Annotated in this window: 22 protein-coding genes; 4 read left to right on the top strand and 18 right to left on the bottom strand. The window is 30.1% G+C overall.

The window, feature by feature from the left end:
- Positions 1-4: 4 nt before the first annotated feature.
- From IM744_RS01275 to IM744_RS01345, 15 genes are all read right to left on the bottom strand, one after another.
- On the bottom strand, positions 5-937 hold the full coding sequence (locus IM744_RS01275; RefSeq protein ID WP_194506269.1) for a hypothetical protein: 933 nt from the start codon (positions 935-937) through the stop codon (positions 5-7).
- Positions 934-4128 (bottom strand): hypothetical protein, encoded by a 3195-nt coding sequence (locus tag IM744_RS01280; RefSeq protein ID WP_194506270.1) that lies wholly within the window; start codon positions 4126-4128, stop codon positions 934-936. The genes IM744_RS01275 and IM744_RS01280 overlap by 4 nt, the downstream gene beginning before the upstream one ends.
- Positions 4121-4816: a condensin complex protein MksE gene (locus IM744_RS01285; RefSeq protein WP_194506271.1), complete on the bottom strand. Its 696-nt coding sequence runs from the start codon at positions 4814-4816 to the stop codon at positions 4121-4123. Before IM744_RS01285 ends, IM744_RS01280 begins: the two co-directional genes overlap by 8 nt.
- Positions 4786-5589, bottom strand: coding sequence for a hypothetical protein (locus IM744_RS01290; RefSeq protein ID WP_194506272.1), 804 nt, complete (start codon positions 5587-5589; stop codon positions 4786-4788). The genes IM744_RS01285 and IM744_RS01290 overlap by 31 nt, the downstream gene beginning before the upstream one ends.
- Positions 5590-6258: 669 nt before the next feature.
- Positions 6259-7605, bottom strand: a complete 1347-nt coding sequence (locus IM744_RS01295; RefSeq protein ID WP_194506273.1) for a patatin-like phospholipase family protein — start codon at positions 7603-7605, stop codon at positions 6259-6261.
- 10 nt (positions 7606-7615) lie between these two features.
- Positions 7616-10801 (bottom strand): AAA family ATPase, encoded by a 3186-nt coding sequence (locus tag IM744_RS01300; protein WP_194506274.1) that lies wholly within the window; start codon positions 10799-10801, stop codon positions 7616-7618.
- Positions 10791-11342, bottom strand: a complete 552-nt coding sequence (locus tag IM744_RS01305) for an ABC-three component system middle component 1 (protein WP_194506275.1) — start codon at positions 11340-11342, stop codon at positions 10791-10793. The genes IM744_RS01300 and IM744_RS01305 overlap by 11 nt, the downstream gene beginning before the upstream one ends.
- Positions 11332-12666 carry an ABC-three component system protein gene (locus IM744_RS01310; RefSeq protein ID WP_194506276.1) on the bottom strand — a complete coding sequence of 445 codons (1335 nt, stop codon included), beginning with the start codon at positions 12664-12666 and terminating at the stop codon, positions 11332-11334. The genes IM744_RS01305 and IM744_RS01310 overlap by 11 nt, the downstream gene beginning before the upstream one ends.
- A 1-nt stretch (position 12667) precedes the next feature.
- Positions 12668-13729: a ComEC/Rec2 family competence protein gene (locus IM744_RS01315; RefSeq protein ID WP_194506277.1), complete on the bottom strand. Its 1062-nt coding sequence runs from the start codon at positions 13727-13729 to the stop codon at positions 12668-12670.
- Positions 13730-13988: 259 nt separating this feature from the next.
- Positions 13989-14342 carry a hypothetical protein gene (locus tag IM744_RS01320; protein WP_194506278.1) on the bottom strand — a complete coding sequence of 118 codons (354 nt, stop codon included), beginning with the start codon at positions 14340-14342 and terminating at the stop codon, positions 13989-13991.
- 19 nt (positions 14343-14361) lie between these two features.
- Positions 14362-14961, bottom strand: coding sequence for a hypothetical protein (locus IM744_RS01325; protein ID WP_194506279.1), 600 nt, complete (start codon positions 14959-14961; stop codon positions 14362-14364).
- Complete coding sequence (locus IM744_RS01330) at positions 14958-15173, bottom strand: hypothetical protein (protein ID WP_194506280.1); 216 nt, start codon at positions 15171-15173, stop codon at positions 14958-14960. The genes IM744_RS01325 and IM744_RS01330 overlap by 4 nt, the downstream gene beginning before the upstream one ends.
- A 44-nt stretch (positions 15174-15217) precedes the next feature.
- Complete coding sequence (locus IM744_RS01335) at positions 15218-16021, bottom strand: DNA adenine methylase (RefSeq protein WP_194506281.1); 804 nt, start codon at positions 16019-16021, stop codon at positions 15218-15220.
- A 43-nt stretch (positions 16022-16064) separates the two neighbouring features.
- Positions 16065-16532, bottom strand: a complete 468-nt coding sequence (locus tag IM744_RS01340; protein WP_194506282.1) for a JAB domain-containing protein — start codon at positions 16530-16532, stop codon at positions 16065-16067.
- Positions 16533-16583: 51 nt separating this feature from the next.
- Positions 16584-17747 (bottom strand): type IV secretory system conjugative DNA transfer family protein, encoded by a 1164-nt coding sequence (locus tag IM744_RS01345; RefSeq protein ID WP_317175376.1) that lies wholly within the window; start codon positions 17745-17747, stop codon positions 16584-16586.
- 616 nt (positions 17748-18363) lie between these two features.
- Here IM744_RS01345 and IM744_RS01350 point away from each other — a divergent pair.
- The 4 genes from IM744_RS01350 to IM744_RS01365 all read left to right on the top strand — a co-directional run bounded on the left by IM744_RS01350 (position 18364) and on the right by IM744_RS01365 (position 20444).
- A complete protein-coding gene (locus IM744_RS01350; protein WP_394354971.1) occupies positions 18364-19077 on the top strand; it encodes a tyrosine-type recombinase/integrase in 714 nt (237 codons plus the stop codon).
- Positions 19078-19396: 319 nt separating this feature from the next.
- Positions 19397-19606, top strand: coding sequence for a hypothetical protein (locus IM744_RS01355; protein ID WP_194506285.1), 210 nt, complete (start codon positions 19397-19399; stop codon positions 19604-19606).
- Positions 19596-20108 (top strand): hypothetical protein, encoded by a 513-nt coding sequence (locus IM744_RS01360; RefSeq protein ID WP_194506286.1) that lies wholly within the window; start codon positions 19596-19598, stop codon positions 20106-20108. The genes IM744_RS01355 and IM744_RS01360 overlap by 11 nt, the downstream gene beginning before the upstream one ends.
- A gap of 60 nt (positions 20109-20168) precedes the next feature.
- Positions 20169-20444, top strand: coding sequence for a hypothetical protein (locus IM744_RS01365; protein WP_194506287.1), 276 nt, complete (start codon positions 20169-20171; stop codon positions 20442-20444).
- 91 nt (positions 20445-20535) lie between these two features.
- Here IM744_RS01365 and IM744_RS01370 read toward each other — a convergent pair whose 3' ends face one another.
- The 3 genes from IM744_RS01370 to IM744_RS01380 are packed head-to-tail and all read right to left on the bottom strand — an operon-like array spanning position 20536 to position 24489.
- Positions 20536-21048, bottom strand: a complete 513-nt coding sequence (locus IM744_RS01370) for a hypothetical protein (RefSeq protein WP_241738269.1) — start codon at positions 21046-21048, stop codon at positions 20536-20538.
- On the bottom strand, positions 21041-22240 hold the full coding sequence (locus IM744_RS01375; protein WP_194506288.1) for a hypothetical protein: 1200 nt from the start codon (positions 22238-22240) through the stop codon (positions 21041-21043). The genes IM744_RS01370 and IM744_RS01375 overlap by 8 nt, the downstream gene beginning before the upstream one ends.
- On the bottom strand, positions 22240-24489 hold the full coding sequence (locus tag IM744_RS01380) for a type II secretion system protein GspD (protein ID WP_241738270.1): 2250 nt from the start codon (positions 24487-24489) through the stop codon (positions 22240-22242). The genes IM744_RS01375 and IM744_RS01380 overlap by 1 nt, the downstream gene beginning before the upstream one ends.
- Positions 24490-24506 lie beyond the last annotated feature (17 nt).

The raw sequence follows: 24506 nt of genomic DNA on the forward strand, positions 1-24506 counted from the left end.
TATTTTATGAATTATTATTATCGATCATTCTTTTGAGGTTGTTTCCTTCCTCAGTAATCCAATGATTTTCACGTATTAATTCTTTAATACGAGCTATGTCTCTTTCTGAATATAAGTCTTTTATTAAACCAGATAAATTATCAGGATTATCAGAATCCTTCCAATGACTTATATGCCCTGTGTCTTTTATACTTCGAGAAATTCCATCGGGATGTAAAAGCTGTATATCTGGAATTATCTTTTTCACCATTTGATATATTTCTAATCCATCTTTATCCCAATCTGCAGAATAATAAATAGACAACCCTCTTCTTAATTCATAAGTGTATTTTAACTTTGGAACATTCTTACCACCAGCATACCAAAGTTCATAGCCATTTTCTCTTGGTAATTTGTCTCTGTTTAAAAAGTTTCCATTTTCGCATAGAATAATAAGTTTTGGATCATAGCATTGTAAAACATATAAGAACTGTTGGCTTTTATTATCTACAAGTTTTAAATCAAAAATTGAATTGATGGCATCTACAAGTGTAGGATGCTTATCTAAATACTTTTCATTTTTAAAAAACATTAATGAGAACCCTTTTACACTTTCTTGGGCTTTTACAAGATCAGCTTTTAGCTTTTTTAGGCTTCCATCCTTAATACCTTCTTTAAAATCTATTAGTAATTTTATGTCCTTTTCTTCAAACCTAAGTTGAGGCTTCAATAGGTTTTCATTATCTAAAAAAGTAGTGTAGCGATTATAATCTTCTAGATATTTATTTTCATATACCGCTATAAAATCTTGATTTCGACTAAATGTTTTTCTATTACGCTCAATTTCTAAAGCGGTCTCGTGATTTTTAAAAACAGGACTGTTACTTATTGTCTTATTCAGTTTTACTTCTCCAGTTTCATAAAGTTTATGTAATGCCTTTATTTCTATCCAATTCATTTAGTAGTCTTTCTTTTTAAATATCCTTGTAACTGTTCATTTTTATAGTTTGTTTTGAAGCTACTATTAGGAATGGGATAATTACAATTTTTATCTGTTTTGCCTTCAAGAAGTTGATGTAAATACCAACCGTCCTCTTTGTTAGAACCAAAAGGTTCTGGTGTCATTGTTATAATTTGATAACCATATTTTTGAGCAATTTGTGGGAAGGTATTGAAATTGTCATCATCTAAATTAGATACTTCCTCCAGTATTAAAAATCGTAAACCATCTCTTTTTTCTTTAGATGTTATTGACAATCTGCCTATACCTAAGAGGACTCTAGCAGTATAACTCTCTCCTGTACTACCAGGATATTCTTTACCATCGCTATCCTTAAATTCTGTTTTGAGAGTGAAATAAGTCTTTGGGTCTAGAAGATCTGAAAACTCTATATTTTTGGAATAACCAGAGATATCCTTAAATGCCTCTTCAACAAATTTCTCTACTGTATCTGATTCAAATAATCCTGCTGTTTGAGCTCTTGATGATAGGTTGTTTATCCAGCTAATATTAAAATTGTCATTAGATTTAAAGACTACTTGAAAGTAATACTTGTTGCTTATGAGTTCTCCTTTAAAAAAGGTGTTAAGTTTTGTTACTACAGATTTATAATGGTCGTACTCATCTTGAGTCTTATGAAAAATCTTTAGCATTGTATTAATTATTGTCGAAGCCAGTTTATTTCTGTCTTGATGAATACTACCTAATGCTTTTTCAATATTTTTTGTGGTAACAATATCATTACCTAATAATTTTTTCTCAAGAATTTTATACTCAAAAGTCTCTGTTTCTTTTTCAATCTCTTGTCTTACCTCAATATCATCCTTTAGTTCTTTGTAGTTTGTTAGTGAGGATTTGTAGCTGGACTCATATGCAGTTTTTGCCAGTGCAAATTTTTCTTGAATAGAAGTAAGGTTATCTACAGATGGAATATCTTTTAATAACGCACTTTTTAAGCTTGGATATTTAATTAATATAGTTTTCTCTTCTTCTTCAATTTTTTTGATCCCTTCGTTTTTTAAACCTTCAATCACTTTGGGATCGTAGTTAATTTTTTCTAGTTCTTCAGTTTTAGTATTTAATAGGGCTTTTGTGCTCTCAAATAACCCATTTGCCTCAAGTTGGCTCGTGTTAAGTTTACTTTGTTCTGCACTACATTTGTTTATTTCTTCATCTAGATTTTTATCAGAAAATTTGAAAGGAATTTTCTCAGACAACTCATCTAATTTTTCTTTTTTATCAGCAATAGAGGCTTTTACATCAGCTTTAAAAGTATCTAGATTGTGAATCATTATTACAGAGGACTTATACTCTTCAACTTTTCTTTGGTCTGGGATATTTACATCCCAATTAAAATCTAAATTAAGAGATTCTATACCATCTAATTGACCTTGTTCCAGTTTTTTTATACTGCTAAGTGTCTCATCTATTTGAGTGATTTCTGTAATTAAATTCTGCTTTTTAATACTAAAAGCATTGGACAAAGCATCTTTATCACCAAACAGTCGATCTGTAGAAAGTGATTTTATAAATCTTTTTATGCCTCCTATGTTATACCACCATCCTTGGTTTTCTTCATCTTCTTTTATAAATGCCTCGTTGAGAATATCTAAATTAGTGGTATACATTACTTGATCTACAACCTGCTCTGGAAAATTCCATTTAGTGTCTAACAGAAAAGAGCGAAGTACCGTTTCTTGTCCAAGAGAAATACTCTGCTTCTTATTAAGAAGTTGTGATGCAAATGAGGTGTCATCTTTGAGTTCTAATATTTCAGACAGCTTTTCAATATTACTTTTCTTTTTTAAGAGTTGATTTTTTAGTGCGTTTAATTTCTCATTTTGCTTTTGATATTGCTCTTCAACACCTTCACTAGTTTTATATTCCCCAATTACTTTTGTTACATCCTTAATTGACTGAATAATTTGTTTTACAGTCAAGTTTTTAAAATCAAATTGAACATTCTCGTTTTGAACTATTTTGGGCAGTTTACAATCATTCAAATCGTATAAATCTTGTTTTGTTTTAAGATAATCCGAAAAGTTGTTTTTATAAGTGTTAAGGTTGCTAAGAGCGTCCGAATATGATTTGAATTTTTCAATTGCCTTTTTCTGCTTTTCTTCTAAGCTTGGAATAGAATCAATATGTTTTTTAATTTCAGTATTAAGCTTATCTACTTTTGTTTTTGTATCATCCCAAGTTTTGCGATGCTGTTTAAAAGTATTTTTATTTGTATAAAATTTATTCAACAAATATTCTTTTTCTGTTTCCTTATGTGTGATCGAAAGTTCTTCTAGAACTTCTAAATACTCTCTCTTAACGGTAAGTGAACTTATTAAATCGCTTAGGTTCTTATAGCGCTCAACATAATCATCTAAGTTTTGTTTATTCTGTTTGTACTCAGCTTCAATTGCGTTTTTCTTGTTCTCAAATAAAAAACTCTTTAGGCTCTCATCTTTATCAGTCTCTAGAGTGTTTGCTTTTGAAAATGCTTGTAAAACTTTCGCGAAAGCGGTAAGATGTGTCTCTTGACTTAGATTGAGAGGAAGTATGTTTTTGTCAAAAAAGAACTGGTATAACTCATTTCGTTCTGCTTTTCTTGTAAATACATCAAGATATAGTTCTTTTTCGTCTCTTAGATGTTTAGTAAGTACATCGATAGAAGGTATGGAAGGTTTTGTGCCTTTTGTAATAAAATCATCTTGATATACGAGCTTGTGTTCAGGTATTAAACTACTTCCAAGGCTTTGCCTTTCTTTTTTAGTTTTTTTTGAATCTTTTTCTGAATCAAAAGGTTCGTTAAGAATTCTAAATAGTTTGATTTGACTAGCGCTAGAGTTGGGTATGTTTACGCCAAAAGTGATATACGTTTTATGCTCAACTTCTATGTTTAGAAAGAAATAAGCATTGGGTGTTTTATAAGGAATGGTATGAATTTGACGATGTTCTTTTTTTACACTATCAGTTCCAAAATGTATTTTCTTGCGCTCGGCAATAAATAGAATTTGTAGTAAATCTGCTAAAAGGGATTTACCTATACCGTTAGGACCAGTAAAATCTGTACGTATATCGTGTATAAGATAATCTTGATTATAATGCTTTATGACTCCTACAGTAGATATGGAATGTATTAATGGTAGTTTATTCATTATCTGTTTCTGTTAGGTTATTTACAAACTCTTCAAAATTTGATATCTCGTACTCGTACATCATCTGAAAGCGATGTATAGATTCTTTTATCACAAAGGAAAAATCGTTTTCTCCCTTTTGAGTTAGTTGGTCTACCCAACCTAACTGCTCAAAATCTTGAATAACATTTCTAATATTTTTCGTCACATTTGCCCACTCCTTTGGTGTGAAATTATCTCTTGCTCCGTTTTTAAAGAAAACAGATTTGTACAGGCTACTAAACTCGCTTCCTAAAATTTTTGATTTGATATCTTTTAAAAAGGAAATTTCTTTTACATTTTCAAAATACCTATCATAATACATTTGTAGCAGGGTAATTGCAGTGATTGTCTCAATAGCAGTTAAATCTCTATGCCGGGTATAATCTGAAAGTATTCCTTTAGACTCCTCACTAAAGGTTAAGAAGAAATAAGTTACTCCTTCAAATGTTTTCTTATCTAAAACAAGACGATAGAAAACATCATAATATTTTTTGAACTCTATATAGTATTTTGATAGAATTCTATGATGATAATGTTCATCATCCTGAATGTGCTTTCCTCTCAGTAGTTCAATGTTTAAATCTGCAAAATGTTTTTGAACATCTCTTAGCTTAAAAACATCTATAAAACTACTATTTAGCGTTTCTGCAATATGTTCATCTGCCATATTAAAATATTTTTATCCTGATAGTCCTCAGGTATTTGTTGTAGTATCTTTATGTCATAGTCCTTATGTTTACTAGCATATTTTAAGACATCATATATTACTTTTAAAGCAACTCCCTCATCATTGGTCTCATCTAACAATTTGTAGAACTCTTTAGTAATATCAGTGTTCTTATGTTTTGACAAGTTGATCTTAAGTATGTTGAGTTGACGTGCTATTTCTTCCTGTTTTAATAATAAACTATTAGCACTCTGTGTCTGTTGTAGTGCATAAACAGGATCTATTTCTTGAGTAAGGACGTAACTTTTTTTCTTTATAAAGTTGTTGTACTTTTTAACATTTAAGAATTTAAACGACTCTTCAGGAATATTTTTTAAATCAATGTTTTTATAAAACTTAAGACCTTCTTTTCTATCATATATAGATGCTTGAAGACTAGCTTCTAGAAATCTACGTAGATTTCTCTGGAATTGTGTTCTGGTTCTAAAATTCTCTTTAAAATTAGCTAACTGCTTATCAGCATAAATATATCTTTCGATAATCTGCTCTAATTTCTGCTCAATAATTTCAAAAAATGTATATACTTCATTTTTGATTTTTAGAGCTATTTCATAATCGGCTTTTAGTCTTTCTAAGACTAAAGGCTCTCTTTCAATTTTGGTATGTGAAACTTGTAAAATTTGACTTTCAAAATAATCGACGACAATTCTTATTTGCCCTTTTAAACTTCCACTGAGTTGAAGGGTTTCTTTAATTTCTTCCGACCTACCCATACTATCTCTAAATAGAGTAGTGAAAGCATCAAGATTTTCTAAAGCCAGACTATCTGTATTAGTAATGATAGTATTAAGTTTAATAATAGATTGATTAACTAGGTCCTTGAAGGCCTCTAAATGGTCTTCAATAACTGTTTTACTACTATTTTTAAAATTATGCTCATACCAAGATTCAAATTCTAAAATTTCTTTAATTTCTTCAGCTTTGAAAAGTCCGTAATTTTGAAATGTTTTACGAAGTGGAAAATGTTTATGCTCATTAAATAACTTCTTTCCAACAAATTGAATAAACCTTACTGCATGCGGTGTCAGAATATATTTATAAGGTTTATTAGGTGGATGTTCTATAAAAAAATGAAGTAAATTTTGTGTGAGTTTTTCAATTTGAGGTTTTGCTTCAGGAAAGAAATCTGAAGCCTCACCAATAGCTCGTTCAAGATCAACCTCTTCAAACTCATTTTCTATATAATCCAGTTCAATTCTTTTTTGAAGGATATACAGAAGCAGCCCTTCTGCTTTAGAGGGAACAAGTCTATCGTAAAAATCGTTTATATCTTGTAACTCGGTTTCTATGTTGGAATATTTATTATGAGTTTTCTATATTTTGAATGTTTGATGCTTCTTACCAAAACATAAAACTATTCTATCGTTGAATCAAGTCTAATTTTATAACCAATTTAAATCATTAATAGCATCTTTATAAATTGCATGTCCTTTTGCAAAAACGTAATCGCCATTTATTGTTTTTGTCCATTGAACGGGCTCATTCCTAATACTTCCTTTTTTCCATTCATCATAACAAGATTTCAATAATTCTATATCATCCTGTTCAGTGACATCCATATCTAAATCATATAACTTATTAATCAATTCATTTGAATTACCATCTTTTACAACTTGAGGCGATAATCTTAAAAATCTATTATTGTTATTAGGATTATCTATTCTACCTGAAAAAAGGCTTGTATAAGCACTATATGATGCCCACGTTTGAGGTTCAAATAGGATTGATTGAGATAAGTTTGAAATTGTAGAAGAATAAAAACTAGTTCCCTTAAATAGGCGGAAAAAAATTTTAGGTTTTTTAATTTTAAAACCAAGTCCTTTCCAATATAGAGTTTTTTCAAAATCAATTTTTTCACCATCTTCTGTTCTAAAAACTTTCTTTCCCAATAGAGTACTATAATATTGATCTCTGAAATTATCTGAATCTTCATCAGAAATCAATTTCCCACCAGTACCAATAGAAAGGATACAGATACTGTCCCTATCTCTATTATTAGCAAATGCTTCAGTTATTCCTGCCATTACAGGATTATTAAATCCTCCTAAAGCTCCATCCCACAAGTAAAACCTCCTCCTAGTATCTTCTGGACTAAAAATTGCAGGAAAATCAAAATAATTTACAGGCGCATTAGATGCTCCATGGATTGCCTCAACCAAACTAACTTCATCAAAATGATCTAATCCTGCTATTATTTCAGCTCTGGCTTTACTATTTTTATTTGACCTAAATAGTTTTGCTCTTTTATTAATTATATCAAAAGTTGTTACAATAATTTCAAGAGACTCTTTTCCTATTAATTTTGGAAGGTCAGGTAATGAAACATCGGAAAGCTTTTTCTTTCCGTTAATTCTCAAAATATCTTTTAAAGCATCTCCCTTTGCAGTAGTAGAATAACGTGTTCCGACAGACTTAACTCCAAATAATCTCATAAAATTTGTTGGAAAATATCTTTGTCTAAAACTTAAGCTTTTGAAAATCTTATTCCTTACTTTTTCATCATCAAATAATTTAACTATCTCATCAAAAGTCCAATTACATGCTAATGCAGCTAATACCATACTACCACCTGAATTTGCAATAACTAAATCAAAATGTCGCAATACTTCATGACCTTTCATTTCTTTATTTGGATATTTCCTTTGAAAAATGTCTTTTAAAGTCAAAACTTGAAGTATTGCCCAACTTCCACCTCCATCAAGTGATAATATTTTATATTTTTCGTTCATCACAATAGATTTAAGACATTAGCATTTCATTACTATCATCACTGTTCTTTTTTGTTTCTTTAATAGATATATTTGATATTATATTCAAATTCTCTTCTCTTTTTAATTTTCCAAAAGTTTCTAATTCTAAAAACTTGGATTTAAAATAATTTTTAGGAATCTTCTTTTTAAGTAAGTTGAAAAAGTTTTCGTCATGAGTAGAAATAATAATTTGCTTTTTATGATTAGTAATTATATTTCTTAATAAGTCAATAACTGACAACACGTTAATACTGTCCATAGCCTGAACTGGGTCATCTATAAATATAGTGTCTATTGGGTTGTTATCCTGATCAACCGCATGTAAAGCTTTAGCTAAAAAAATACTTAAACTTAATATGTTCATTTGAGCAGAACTGAAATAAAGGTTAGGTACTTTATTACCACTCCCTTTACCATCATCTGTAAAAATATTTAACTTAGGGAATCCATAATCACTAAAATCAACTTTAAAATTAATTTTTCTGTATAGTGGATGTGGATCAATCTTGTTATAAATCTTATTAATTAAATCATCAAAAAAAAACTCTTTAATCATTGATTTAATTCTATTTGAAATATTATTAAGCTCATTTTTAAGATCGCTTTCAATTTTTTTATTTAATTTTATGCTTTTAATTAGACCCTTCTCATTCGACTTTAAATCTTTATAATTAATAAACTCTCCTAAAGGCTCTATCAGTTTTTCTATTTTTGAAAGTTCCCTTATAACTGCTTCGTTTTTAGCTATCATTACTTCATTCGAAATGATTTTTGAATTTAGATCCTTTTCTATATCTTTAGTTGAAATACCAAGATTTTGAATTAATTTATTGAATTCAGATTCAAATGAATTTAATTTTAACAAATCTTTTTGGAAACTAGACTCTTGCAGCTTCAATTCTTCTATCTTGAACTCTTTTAATTTGTCTTTTAATATGTTAATTTCCTTATCTAAATTTAAAATCTCTTTATCTAAATTTTCGAATTCTTTTTTTGAACTTTTCAGCTTAAGTTCAATTCTTTGTTTATTAGAGTCTAAATCATATAAGTTTAAAAGATCTTTATAGTTCTTATATAATGGATCGTTTAAAAGATTCTTTAAATCTCTATCTAAGTCAAATAAACCTAGTTTAGATTTTGACTTTTTTTCTTTGATTCTATTTGACCATAAATTATACTTTTCAATATTATTTTCATAAATATTAATTCTATCTTTAAATGTTTTGATTTCCTGCTGTATAACGACAAATCTCTTTTCTAAATCTATTTTTTGATATTCCCTATTATGATCCTCTATAATAGATTTATGTTTTTCTAAGTCTTTTTCTAATGAAGAAATATCTTTATCTAATGTTTCAATTTTATTAGTGGAGTTATTTATTTTTAACTGAAGCTCTTCTATTTTGGTTCGGATTAAAGAGACTAGAGAATCTGCATTTTTATCAAATTTCTCCTTTAATTCCTTCAATTCTGATTCTAAGTGGGTGATTTTAAAAGTGTTTTCTTTTGAAGATTCTACAAGTAGATTATTTATGTTTATTTTTTCTAGTAAATTCTTATATTTTCCATACTCGTTTTTACATAGTGGACAATTAGACTGTTTTGTATTATCAATAATTTTCGACCCGAGTTCTATTAAATAATTTAGATTTTCTTGTAACGATTTTGAATCATTGAGTTTTTTCTTAGCTATACTAATTTCCTTTTCTTTATTAACTATTAATACCTTTTTGTTTTTTAGTTCATCTATAGAATCTTTACTAATTAGCTTTGATTTATTATTTTCGTAAATTTTAGATTTAGAATTCTTCTCTATTAATAGAAGTTCTTCAATTTCTTTTTTCAATTCATTTAAGAGGTTATTTTCATCTTTAAAATTCTGTTTTTGCGGTTTTAATTTAATTTCTAAATTGGAAATCTCTTTTAATGAATTTTTATAATTTTTTAAGTTAGATTTCTGAACATTAGAATTTTGCTCTATTTTGATTATTTTTTCTTCAAATGAAAGTTGTCTATTCCTAAAAGTTGTCGAATTTAAATTAATTAGTGTTTCTAAATTATTTAATTTAATTAAATAGTGATCCTTTTGTTCTTTATTTTTCTTTATTTGCTCTAGTCGCTCAGAGATTTTTTTAAATTCTGGAAGTTTATCGCTAAGAGTTTTAAAATCATCTTTCTGTGTCTTAACCTGTTTCAAACTCTTAATTAACTTATCTTTTCGATTACTTTTCTTACTAAGATCTCCAAAATCTTTTATCAATTTTGACAGGTTATCTATCAACTTTAATAGCTTTCCTTTTTGCTCAACATCACTTATATATTTAGGTGTATTTTGTTGAACTTGTGTTAAAAGATTTCGTTCTTTTTTTAACTTTTCTATTATACTAGACTCACCTAGCTCAAACTCGTTTCTAACACCAGTAATATCAGATTTAAAGATTGCTAAATCCGATAAATCAAATTCTTGAGATATTTTATCAAGTTTAATCTCTAAACCATCTAAATCCGATATAAGTTGGTTTATTTTTTCAGAAACTTCAATGTCAATTTTCTTATTTAACTGCTTATTTATTTTTGCTCTATCACTTTGTAAAACCTTAGATCTCTTCTCATTTTCTTTTCTTAAAACTACCAAGTTTCTATACAATCTATCTAGGTCATGACTATCAAAATGCTGAACGAAATTCTTATATCTATCCTCTGGTTTTTCAGCAACTAAAAAACTATTTATACCTTCTTGAGATAAGATTACATCTCTAAAGTTTGGGTTTTTTAATTTAGTTGTTTGATCATAATCAGCAGTCCCTTTTCTATTTGATGGTTTAATTTTCCTATTGAAAGGTTTAGTTGTAGTTTCAATATTGACAAATTTTTCAGGGTTGTTATACCCAATTTTTGAGATAACCTGTAGAGCATCACTTAGTTTATTTCCTTCTCGATTTGCTTCTTTTTCAGTTTTTATTAAATCATAGTTACTCAGAGCGCTCTCAATGCGCTTAATTTTATGAGTAACACTCCATTCAATAGCATCATAGAAGGAAGTTTTACCAAAACCATTGGGTGCGTATATTGAAATAAAATCAACCACTTCATTATTTTCTGTAAAATCAAAAGTAGCATCTTCTTTGTCTCCATAAGCTCTAAACCCTTGTATTTCAACTTTTTTAAACTTCATCGCTATATATTTTTAAAAGTTTTTCATAAATAACTGTGATAGATTCATCTTTACTTCTTCCGTCCCTAGACAGCTCAATTTCAGGTTCTTTTATCAAATTAAATATTTTACTCCCTTGCTTAAATTCATCTAATTTAATTTGTTCTTTAATATTTAATTCAATATCTAAATCGAATATATGAGTACTTATAATGTCTTCATGTGAATCCTTTTTGTTATTATTTTCGATTACAATTTTTCTACTGGAAAATGGATTGTTTTCTATTTCGTATTTAATTGGTACTGAACAGTCTTCATTGATTATAAAGAACAAGTATAGATTCCACTTTTCGAAATTGCTCTCAAATTTATCCTGCATATAAAATGCAATTTTACTATTTAATTTTTTCCATATTTTCTCTAAAGTTTCTTCCTTATCTATTTCGATTAAGAAAACATGAAAAGTCATCAAAGAGAATACTCTGTAATAATTGATTTTCGATTGATTAATAAATTCATCATTTAATTGAAAATCACTAATATCTTGTTCTTTAATTTTCATTATATATTTTTTCTATTACACTTTTAATCTCTTGAATAATTTCTTGTTCATTTTTTCCGAATTCTGAAATATCTTCAGCTATTTTTATTGTGAATTGATAAAAATGCATTAATCTATAGTTGACAGAACCTCTTCCATCACTAATGTTATGAACTTCTTGAGGACTATCTAATACTGATGTAATTGAAACTCGATTAATTCGCTCAACAACAGATTGCTTTGAAATAGTAGCTTTTATAGGTGCAACATCAGGATAACTAGAAATAATAAGTGTGGATTGATTCCCCTCTAACTTTTCTCTCCAAAAATCAATTATTTCTTCCACTTTAGATGTCCAGTCATCCGTCTCTATAAATAAAAAGTGTTGATTTTTATTTATTTTTCGCATCCACTCCTCTTTTTCTTCTGGTGGATTATTGCTAATCATGAACCTATTGATAACTAGAAATTCTAACCAAACAGTCCAGAAATGTATGTGATCTAAATAACTTCTACAATCGTTATTAATTAACGCTTTTCCAACATCAATGATATTTAAAATATCTTCTGGGGTTATATAATCTACTATTGAATTATTAGCTAAGTTTTGTAAAATACTCTTTGAAATTTTTAATGCATTGGGGTATTTTCCGAAAGATTTATTAACAACATGTTTAAAATTAGATAAATATAGAGGTTTCAATTTAGCAATGTTATTACTCAAAGTAATTGAATTGAACTCTTTTAAAGGAATAAAAAGCATTCTTCCTTCTCCGTCTTCATAATCATCAGCCATACTAACCTCTATTCCTATTAATCTAGGAGTATTAGATTTCATTTCAAATACACCGCAACCCGAAAAACCAATTATTGAACCATGGTTTTGATAGGTTCTAGGTTCAATTTCTACTTTTTTTATTAAGTTTCTATATTGGATTACAGTATTATCAGGAAGGAACTTGTCTTCAATCCCATTATTTTGATTGTCCCTATATTTGGGGTATCCATACAATGCAACTTTATTTGGATATTCAGGTATTTCAAATGAATAAAGCAAATCATCTAAATCATCTATTGGTTCTACTTTAATAATCGTCAAATCTAATTCGTCATGATGATATAAATCTTGAGGATTTAAAATAGAAGCATCTTTTGATCTGGTAATTTCTATTTGAGCATTCACTTCTTCAGTAATTATTGTTTTTTCTTGGTTCTGAAAGAGATGTTTGGCGGTCAATACATAAGAATAATCTTCTATATTAGGTTGAAATAGGCAACCTGTACCATAACCGTGTTCTGTTATAATTTTTACAGTAAATGCTTTACAGTAATCTACTTTTGCCATATTAATCTAAAGTGATTGATTCTCGATTTAAATAGTTAGCTTCAAATTTACCAGAATTTAAATCCTCTTCTGAAAATACTTTGTTAACTATATCATAGTTAAACAAAAGTGTAGATTCAGGGTTGTTTTTGATTATTCTTGCAAAAGTTCTTTTGTCAGGAAGTCCATGTTTTAAGCTGTTTGTTAAGGTGACATATGTATCACAATCAATTAATTCTAACAACTCTAAATTAGTATTCTTTTTACTTGCATGATGAGAAATTTTAAGTAAATCAAGTTCTATTTTTTTATCAATTGAGTATCCAAGATTTATCAGAGACTCTTTTATTACATTAGGGTAAGCATCCCCTAATAATAATAGTTTCTTGTCTTCAAACTCTAATAAAAAAGCAATAGAACTCCCATTTGGAACTGATCCGTCCTCCTCAAACACATCCTCATTTTCTATTAATTCTTTTATTGATAAATGGTAATCTGTCTTACCTGCTGATGTATCCAAAGACTCAGGTCTTTCCCTTTCCCATTTAGCATGCAATTTTTTTAAGCCATTATCATCAGGCGATAAAACCGTTATTTTACAATTGTCTATTTTTTCAATTATACCTTTTTTAATAATACGATAATCCCAGCACCCTAACTTATTCAAAAACTCATCAAGTCTAACACCTTGCCTAACACTCGTGTTTGAATCTTTATAAATACTTAATTCTATATCTCTATCTTTAAATTCACCTTCAGAATCAAAATTCTCAGCAATTAATTTTCCTGAATTAAACCAAACTTTTTTTATTATCGATCTATCAAATTTCTTATCTTCGAACATTTTTAAAATCCCACCAATATGATCATCGTCTATATGAGTGATAACAAGAAGGTCAATAGTTTGATTTTTATCTGCTAAACTTAAGACTGCTTTTTTCAAGTCTCCAGCTTTACGTCTCTTAGAGTAAGTACTTCCTGTACCTCCATCTATCAAAATATTCTTTATAGAATTCGTACTATCTTTTAATGAAATAAGAACACAATCACCATTGTATCCTTGAAGAAATTTTACTGAAATCATAAGTCTCCCTTTTAAAAAATTAATTTTTGCAAAAAACTTTCAAATAAGCTCATGCATTACTAAGCCAATTTTAAAATTGACATGTTATCAACTATTAATTAATTTCTATAGGGAGAAATTTAGAATTTCTAAAATAGGCATATTATTTATATTATTAAGGTTATGTACTAAAAAACTCACAACAGATGTCATGAGTTTCAAAAAGTATTTAATTATTTAGATCAAATCTCTCCAGTTTTTTCGATACTAAATGGGTGTCCTAATCTTTTTTCTCATCAGATTTTTGTTTCTGAATTTTAGTAGAATTAGGATTAGCCTTTTCAGGTTTAGATTTCTCATCAGAAACCTCACGAGACCACTTTTCGGTCACATAAGAAATGATAAACATCTCATTTCCGATCAACTCTAAAAGTTCTTTATTTTCCAACTCCACAAGATTATGTTCTTTAGGAATGGTTCCGTCAAAACGTTTTTTAATAATCTCGATAAGTTCTTTTCTTGAAAAGTAGAACGCAAGGTTCTTACTCATCAGAGATTCAGTTTCTTTTCCCAATGCAAGGTTTCTTAAGACAGTTGCAAAGTGTTTCATTAATTGTTCTTTGTTTGTTTTCATAATATTTAATTTTAAAATGTTACTGTAATAAATAGAGTTTATGGATCGTCAGTTCATCAGTTTTGAACTGTCCCTCAAGCTCTATATTCTTGATTTTTGCTTCGGCTTCCTCATGGGTGTCAAAGAAGTAAGACGGTTTCGTAGTCACTGCATAGGCATCTTCAGAAAGTACATCAGCGGTAAATATGCCAAAGACTTTTTTGGTAGTTCCTGTTTTTAAAAGCATGGAACGATAGTTTGAAATATCATACTCGTCCCACTGATCTACTGGTTTGTGAGCTAAATAGTGAATTTCGTTCTGTGTTCTAAAGAAAAATTCATCAATATCCTTTTGCTCAAATTCCGGGTATGAAACCATAGAACTTTCTAGCTTTTCGATTATGAAAAGCAGAATCCCGATATCATTTCCAATAAGATTAAACAAGTCTTCATCTGACTTTATAGCCAAAGTTTTCGGTGTCCACGTCTTATGAAACAACCACATCACCATTTCAATAAGTTCTTCTCGAGTAATGTATTGTTTCAGATTCTTGTGAATACCTTTTATATTTTCACTTTGAAGTCGTTCTACAAGCAATTCTAAAAAGAGAAGTATGCGTCGTTTTTCTCTTAATTTCATAAGTTCTCTTCTTTAGCTTCACAGTGATTCATGATCGTTGCAAGCAAGTGGTCATAATCACCACTTTTTGCTTCGGCGAGTACCATTTCAATTTCAGAGGGACTCCAGCCTTCTTGTTTAGCTTTCTTTCGAAACACACCCATCACAGCGAATGCATTTCCGTTAACGCCAACCAAATCTAGGTTAACGATTTTGTCAATTACTTTTTTCATATTTAAAGAGTTTACGCGACGAATTGTCGCTGATTAATATTGAATTATTTGTTTTTTATATCTAGAGGAAAATTGGCAGTAAGGACTTCAATCTTTCGTCCACGAGTTTTTCCAGCAACTGCTTTGCGAGCAGAAAGGGGTTTGTCAAACTCGATAGTATACCAACCGTTTTTCTTTGCGTATTTGTTAAGTAGTTTAGAAGGGTAGGAACTCAATAGAAACTTTCCTTTCGTACCCTCGAGAGTGTCTAAAAGATTCTTATAATCAGTTTTGGTATAACCACCATAATGTCCTTGATTGGAATCGATGTATGGAGGATCGACATAGTGAAATGCGTCCTCCATATCTCGACTCTTAATCACTTTACAAGCATCAATATTTTCTATTTGAACATTTTCTAAACGTTTAAAAACACTTTCATCAAATAGGAGTTTTTTATTCCGAAATGCATTCACACGTTTAGAGTATTTGTCATAACCCCAAGACCCTATTTGACATGAGAATCCCATATTAGTACCTACATAAAATGCCCAAGCTTGTTGTAATTTATTAAACAGATGAGGCATTCGATAGATGGCATGAGCTACGGAGTATGTAGCACGAGAGAATAAGGTGACTTCTATTTTAGTCTTTAGCGAATCAAAATCGGTCTTGACCACTTCATAAAAGTTAACCACCATATTGTTGGTGTCATTAATGACTTCAGCTTCTGAAGGGGATTTTGCAAAGAAAATGGCACCACCACCAAAGAAAGCTTCTGTATAAATACGATGTTTAGGAATGAGTGGAAGTATCGCAGAGATCATATTGATCTTGCCTCCATAGTAGGTAATTGGAGTTTTAGGCATGGAAAAAAAGATTAAGGATGATTAAAGAAAAGGGGAGTGCTAGTTACAGGATATGATTATCAGAAAAAGAAAAGTAGCTTTCAGAAGTAATAATTAAATGATCTAGTAATGTTACATCGAACAACTCAGCGAGTTTCGTGAGTTTTTTAGTAATCTGTTTGTCTGTTTCTGAAGGTTTTAATTGTCCAGATGGGTGATTGTGAGCAATGATTAGACCCGAAGCATTTGTGAGTAACACTAATTGATAGATTTCATGAAGATTTGTTGAAACGCTTTTAATGGTTCCAGAACCAATTTCAGATATCCCAAGAACACAGTTCGCATTTGATAATGGAATTACCCAAAAGAATTCTTTTAAATCTACACGTTTTAAATTTATATAAGAACGTAAGATTCGATCAGCATCTTTAGAGCTTTTGATCAGCATTGTTTTATTGAATAAAGGACGTTTGTAACAAACCTCTATTTCGTGACAACCCATTAATTGGGTAACTGGTAATGTTGTTTTCATTTTTATTAAGTTTTATAGTACCAAATTGGTACGGATTAGAAATAAGCAGACCTACAAGACTGTGTCTGCACTAAAGGGTATTGAAGGTCTACCATTAATCATAAGTCTGAGATAGATGGAATGATTGGGAAGAGATGTGAAATCTGAAGCTTTAAACACGGGATAGAATTCCTTTTCCATGAGTCGTGCGTCTTGAATTCCAAGACGAAAGCAAATGATTGTTCCGACGTTTCCAAGAACACTAGCTCTAACATCAGGATCTAGTTGGTGCAAAAACTGATTACTCAGATTTAAACCAATAGCAAATTTTCGAATTTGAGCCAATAGTTCTGAGATTAATTCAGAACCACTGAGCGTTTGGAATTCATCGATGTAATAGAAATAAGGTGGACGTTCCTCTACAGGAGAATCTATTCTAGAGAAAGCAGCAGAAGAAAGGGAAGTGAGCAATAATCCACCAAGGATATTAGCCACATCAGTACCTACAGCTCCTTTAGCTAAATTGATGACTAAGACTGTTCCTGAGTCAATAATTTGTCTAAGTGACAATTGGTCTTTATTATCGACTAATATTCTTTTAACAATATCATGAGATAACAAAGCCCCAAGTTTGTTTAAAATAGGAAGCAGGTCATTGGATTTATACTTCGAAAATTCTTTTTCAAAGAATATTTTCACTGCTTCATTACGAATGAAAGGAATACAAGACCGTCTAAAGGACTTATCATGCATAAGCTTCAGAATGTCCGATAGATTTGAGTTGGGTCTGTCCAATAGACCAAGAAGACACATTCTAAGAATATGCTCCATCTTCATTCCCCAAGCAGATTTCCAGTTACGCTGGAAAATCTCCAGAATATTGGAAGCCACTAGAGAACGTTTCGAAGGACTTACATGACGAATTGGATTATATCCAAAAGGAATATTTGGATCAGTGACATCAAAGTAAATGTACTTTGTGTTTGGAAACCGCTCCCGAATATAATCGTCCATAAGTTTTGCAGAATCACCATGTGAATCTAAAAACATAAAACCTCTAGAAGCCAATAGATCTTCAGACATTAGAGTTTGCAACAATGTCGTTTTTCCACTGGATGTTTTTCCAAAACAGTAGAGGTGCATCATTCGATCTTTCTGAAGGATTCCGAAGAGTTGACGATCATTTCTGAAATTTGCTCTAGCAAAATAGCTCACCTTATATGGATTGAAGGTCATAGAGGGGAGACATGTGAAATGAGTAAAAGAGTTGGATGTATTAAGTTGTGTAACCAAAAAGGGTATTGACAATTAAAGAAATTGTTTAATCACCCTTAGGATGTGGGGAAAAGAACTTTCTGTATAGAGATGGAGTGATAAACTGAGAAAACTAACTGGTCGATAAAATCTGCTTTGCTTACCTCTATTATATCATGGCAACCTTTTAAGTGCCAGTAGTATTTACGAATTAGGGTTTACCTCAAGTGAATCTTGATTATATTTTTATTATGATATACACTATACGTGGTAACTTAAATATAAAGAAACCCGACATTGCTCGAAAGAGTCGTTCACTTTTTTAAAGTGTACTAAAGCAACAATGTGGAGTTATTCAACACTCTTGAATCTTTAGATTTGAGTTGATGAAAGACCCACTGGATTGCTTTCGGTGGGTCTTTTATGTTATATGACAATTCAAAAATCAATACAGGTTTATCTAGACTGGAAACAAACACATACAAGCGTTGCTTATTCGCGCTACATTACTAGATTAAAACATTTTATAAGCTTTATCTCTCCAAAGTCCTGTCTGCAAGATATTACAGGAGATGACATTGTGGCTTTCCATAAGAGTATGGAGACAACTTATAGTCCAACAACCATAGCTTACTCCGCTAGAATATTGAAAAATTTCTTTTGGTTTTGGCATGGAAGGGGACAGACAGAGATTAACCCAAAGGAAATTATTCCTATACGTTTTATTAATGCAGATAAAGAAATCGTCACAAAATCTGATTTCGAGGATATGAACTTAGCGCTGGATGCTCATACACTCTCAGGTATTCAAAAGAAATTAGTATTAAATTTACTATGGGATACAGGAATGCGAGTTAGTGAACTTCTCGATATTAAATTATCGGATATTAGTAGTCAGCAATTAAATGGTCTTCGTACTGCCAAAGTGAGAAGTAGAAAGACAATGCGATATGATCTTGTGGTCTGGTCAGCAGCAACCAATGAACTATTAAATCAATATCTAGGAGTTAGATTGTGTATGCCTATAACTTCAGACTATGTGCTACTTAATAGAAAAACAGGAAAGCCATTCACAAGTAAAAGTGTTCAAAGATGGATAAAAGATATTGCTGATATGGCAATGATTGATAAGAACATCACACCGCACAGCTTTAGACATGGAAAAGCCAATGAGATATTAGAATGTGGTGGTACCGTTAGAGATGTTGGAGCTTTACTTAGACACGTAAGTCCAAGTTCAAGTTTTAACTATTTACAATTATCAGAGAGTAGATACTTACAAACAGCAGAACGTTTTTTAAGAACAGCTTAAAATAAAACAAAAAGCAATCTAATTCAGATTGCTTTTTATTTATGATTGGAATATAATAGCTGTAGTACTTTCAACTATAAATAGTTATTTGAAGTCAGTGACATATTTATAAACTAACCTTTATATTTAAGTTACCACCGTTCTTCCAAGTAATACTGCTCTTAATAGGGCATTTCTATTGTTGCTATCAACGTCGCACAATATTGCTTGTGAGACATCAAGTCGAAGAACCCTAATGGTTTTAAGACAAATTGTTACAGATTACAAATAACCATGGTGATTAACACCTAAGGTTGAAGTACGTAAAGTAAAATTTAAAATGACAACATTTTATAATGTATGTACGCGAAAGGAAATTAAGAGTCCAGTAGGAGAGAAGATGATCTATCATAAGGTAGGTGTAGTAAAAGTGACTAATAATGGCGGTTGGTTTTTACAAATGTATCATCAGCCAGAAACAAGTTTCTTTATTTTTCCAAATCAAAATGAAGAACTACCAGTAATCAATTACGAAAGCCATGACGCTTAGAAACACAACTCCAGTTCCAAATGTGTTTTTTGATAGTTTGATGATAGAATTATCATCTTCAGCAGTAAGAGTGTATTTAAAAATAGTGCGTAATACTTATGGTTGGCGAGATCCACAAGGAAATGTAAAGCAGAGGGATTGGATTTCACACTCACAGTTTTCTAAAGTTGGACTCTCAAGTAGAAGTGTTACCACTGCCATTGATGAACTATTAGGTCATAATCTAATCACATTAACAGATGACTTTGGCAATCTACTTAATCATCCTAAACAGCGCAAGAATGCCAAACGCATATATTACGGACTACAATCAAATACCCAAGTAAATCTTGCCTTTAACAAAGCAAAAAACGACAAAAACAAAGCGCAATTCTTGCCGACGACAAAAGAAATTTCTTCACAAAAGTACAAAGCAAATGAGCGTTTAAGTGACCAGGAGAGAATGCAACAAATATTACAAAATGAAGAGGATAAGCAAATTAGAAGAAATAATTGGTTATGATAATTTAAGTATCATATTATTTCTTAAAAGAAATTATTTACCAAATCTATAAAACTATTTATGAAATTAAGAGAAAAAAAGCGTGTGATTATTTTATTAAAACAACTTTCAGAGTTCTTGGAAACTACTGATAGACCTAAACTTAGTATTGAACTTTTTATGCACTACACTGATGATGAGTTAAGACAGATTGTTTACTCTCGTTATTATGATGAGTGGAGTTTGAAAGAACTCAAAACTATGAAACGAATAGAGCTTATAAAAATAATTGATTGTGATTTTCTTATTGTTCTATGGACTCTAAATCAATTAGAAGAGGGTATAATTAAAGTATAAGTATAAATAAAAACACTCATTTTTTATGAGTGTTTTTGTTTGATTTAATCAAATGCTGAGGTTAGAAGATTTTCAATGAAAATTTCGTGAATTAACCATAACTCCTCAACAATACTTTAGCCTGCAAATAATATTTGCCAGACCTAAAGTTTTTCTTTTTTTCAAAATGCAGATTTACTATCTCTCCAAACTTTGTTTTCTGTTCTAGCTGGAAGATAAGTTGATTAATTTCATTAAAATAACCTTCAACAACAAACTCATATGTTTTTATAGTTAAATCATTTTTAATGATAATATGTGGTTCTAAAAAATTAATAACTTCGAGATTATTAATCTCAGCGAATATATTAATGGACTTAAGAAGATTGTTCTGTATTGAAGACCCGTCTAATTGATATTTGGTTAAAAGCGAGTCATAATATATTTGTTTCTGTTTTAAAAGTGATAATTTTTTTGGTGCATTTTCAAATAATAGTTCTTGTTTCTTCAAGTCATTATACTGTTCTTTTTGTTGAATGGTTTTTGAAATAGCTAATTGATAGCAAATCATAAGCGCTAAAACAAATCCAGCAATGAGTAATATGTTTTTATTCTTCTTACTCATCGCTCAATATTATTTTGATTTCAAAATCTGAAACAGAACTTGAAGAAGATCCATAATCTATAATATCAACGTGTTTTACCCAATCCATTTGCTCCAATTGACTAATCCATTTTGAAAATAGGCTACTGTCAGTCGAACTACCAGATAGTATAATTTTAAGATCATCAAGCTCTATTGGTTTATCTTCCTTAATACGTTTTTTGAGAGGTTGAAAATTAAATTCTGAAAGTAAAAGTGTTTCAGGTAAACTTTGCATGATACTATTGGCAAAATAGGACGTTTTAGAACCATTACTTTTTAGTAAGTCATCAACCATTTTCTGCTTTTTTGAAACTAAACTATTTAGCGTTACTATTTTCTGTTTTGTAGACTCATTAATTTCGGAGACCTGTTTTAAATTATTAACCTGATTGAAGTAATGATTAAAAACAAAGAAATTTATTAGTAGTATCCCAAGAATTAGTAAACCAGCAGATTTCAAAAATTGATTAAAAAATTGGATGTGTTTGAATTCTGTTAATAAGTGATTCTTTTTATCTTCATAGTTCGTGATTGTAATATTATTCCTTAGCACTGTTTGTAAAGCACCTGATAAGGATAATAGTTCTTGGTTTGATACATTAAGACCATTTATATCATAAATTTCATTTTCAACATTAACTTTATTAATTCCAGTTATCTCTTGATTTTCTATAGTGACAATTGAGTTTGATGTTTGAACCTCTTTCTTATCGATAAATGTTTTAATTCCTGATATTGAACTGTTGCCTAAAGAAAAACTAATAATGTGAATTTTATTTTCAGAATAATTAGAAATTAAAGCATCCACATAATTCTTTCTGCAAATTGAAATAAAGTATGATCTTGATTCAGAAATAATTTCAAAATAAAATTCTTCAATGTTTATATTTGGAAAAGCCTTGTATACTAATTTAAGCGGTTCTTTTTGATTACTTTCAATAGTTTTTGATAAAACATTTCCATTATTGACAACCAGAATAGCATGTTGGTTTTTCGATAACTTTTTTGGGATATTCTCTATAGAATCAATCTGAAAAGTTGATTCTAGATTTAATTCTTTTTTTGATTGTTTTAAAATTGAAACAGAAATAGGTGTATTGCTGTTTATTGTATGCTCAATGCCACAAAAACGATTTCCATATTGAAGATATGTCCAAATTTTATTGAGCATTAATATATTATCGTAGGTTTAATTAAAACAGTTAATTTTGATTTTCTAGCTTCTCGTTTACGTTTGCTAAACAACCATTTTATAATTGGAATTCGTGCTAAAAATGGCACACCAGAACCAGAGTTGTTTTTCATTTGTTCTTCCAGTCCGCCTAAAACAACAATATCTTGATCTTTAACTCTAATGATTGAACTAAATTCACGAGAACTAATATCTGGTGGAGCATCTTCTGCTATTCGAGCGCCAAATGTAGATTGTAATACAAATATATCTAGTGTGACTTGACCATCACCAGAAACCAAGGGCTTGATAGTGATGCCTAATTCAGCATCAATAGGAACATAATTTACTGCTGTTTGGGTTATAGGATTATCAGACCCTATAATGACTTGCTCTGTAACAGCATAATATGATGTTTGTCCATTAGAAAATGTAGCACGATGCCCATTTAATGTTGATAGTTTAGGTGTAGAGCGCACTTTCAAATTTCCATTGCTCTCCATGGCTTTTATAGTTGCAAAAAAATTAGGAACCACCTTTCCAAGATTGAATGATCCAAAACCATCAAATCCACCAATAACCTTATTTATTGTCTTAGCACCTAATGTTAAGTTGGTTTCTGGATATAAACCACCTTGTGTAATTGTAGGCTCTTCCCCAATGCCCCAACTCACTCCAGTTTCAACTACAGATGAATTATTGACTTCGATTAACATGACTTCTATCAGTATAACAGGAACAGGTTTATCAATTTTATAAATAAAGTTCTTGAAACGTTCCACATTTGCACTTGGTCCATTCACGTAAAAACTATTCAATTCATAATCTACTTTTATATCTAAGTCTTGTTTCACTTCATCAGGAAGTATGTTTATTAGTGCTTCGACTTTACTGCTAAAATTATTAAAACTTCCAGTATTATTTGTGTTTAGGGACTGTCTGTTATTGTTGTTAGAGTTATTATTTTGGTTATTGAAATTATTAACTGACGCCCCAAAGACATTAGAGTTAAATCCAGAATTCCTACCTGCACTTCTACTACTTCCTCCACCTCCAGAAGGGTCAGACAGTAATTCTACAGAACGATGCTGTAAGTGGATAATCTCTACTTTTCTTAGGCTAAGTTGATTATCTATTCCGAAGAAATAAATATTACCTTCTTTTTTATAGGTAAATCGTTTACTAGTATTAGAATTATTTTGGCTCTGTCCATTATTTGGATTTGAACTAGTGTTTAGATTTGAACTAGTTAAACCTTTTACAGATTGTATCTCAAATAGTTTTTTTAATAAGTCATCAAAAGGGATATTCTTAGCTTTAAATGTTGCGATTCCAGCTTCATCCAAAGGCGTAGCTGTAAATACATCTATATTAAGTTCAGTACCAATATCATTAATAATATCTGCAATAGGCGTATTAATAAAATCGACCTCTAAAAGCTGATCTTCTTGGTTTTTTACTTTAAAAAAGAAGTTAGAATTACGTTTTCTTTTAGGACGTTGAACCGTTTGGGCAGTACCTGAATTGTTTACGTTTGTACTAACAGTTACAGTGTCATCTTCAAAAACGAAAAAACCATCTTTAGATTTTTCAACATATAGATTATTTGCAAAAGCAAGTTTATCCATAGCTGCTTCAAAAGGTGTTTGCTGAATATATGCTGTTAGTTGCCTGTTTTCAAGACCTGGAGAAAACACTAAATTCTTTCCTGTCTCATCCATTATTCTTTTAAAAACATCATATAAGTTATCATTTTTAGAATCTAATGAGATCATATTTGTTGACGGATCATATGCCACAGGTATGATACGTTGCTCCATTAGTTCTTCTGGTTTTTGATAATGTTTAATAGACAGAATGTTACCCGTAAAATCAATAGTTAAGTTATATTCTTTGCATAAGAAGACAAGTAAATCTGTAACAGTAACATTAGTAAAATTATTTACTAAGGTTATTTGATTGAGTTCTGGAGCAACGTTGATGTTCACTTTGTGTATTTCAGAGATAGCCAATAAAAAATTAGATAGCGTAATATTATTAACGCTGATTTCTGTTTTTACATTTTCAGTTAAACCAACGGTTTCAGTTGATAAAAAGGTGAGTTGATTCTTTATATTTTCAATGCGTTGTTTCTCAGATGTGTTTTGAGATTGAGCAAATGAAACCAAACAGCTCATTAATAATAAACCAAATAATAATTTTCTCATATATACTGCCTGTAATTCAAATATCTTTTCTGTTATTTTCATAAACCTATATGGTTTGT

It is taken from the genome of Psychroserpens luteus (assembly GCF_015319355.1).
In the GTDB taxonomy this organism is placed as follows: Bacteria; Bacteroidota; Bacteroidia; order Flavobacteriales; family Flavobacteriaceae; genus Psychroserpens; species Psychroserpens luteus.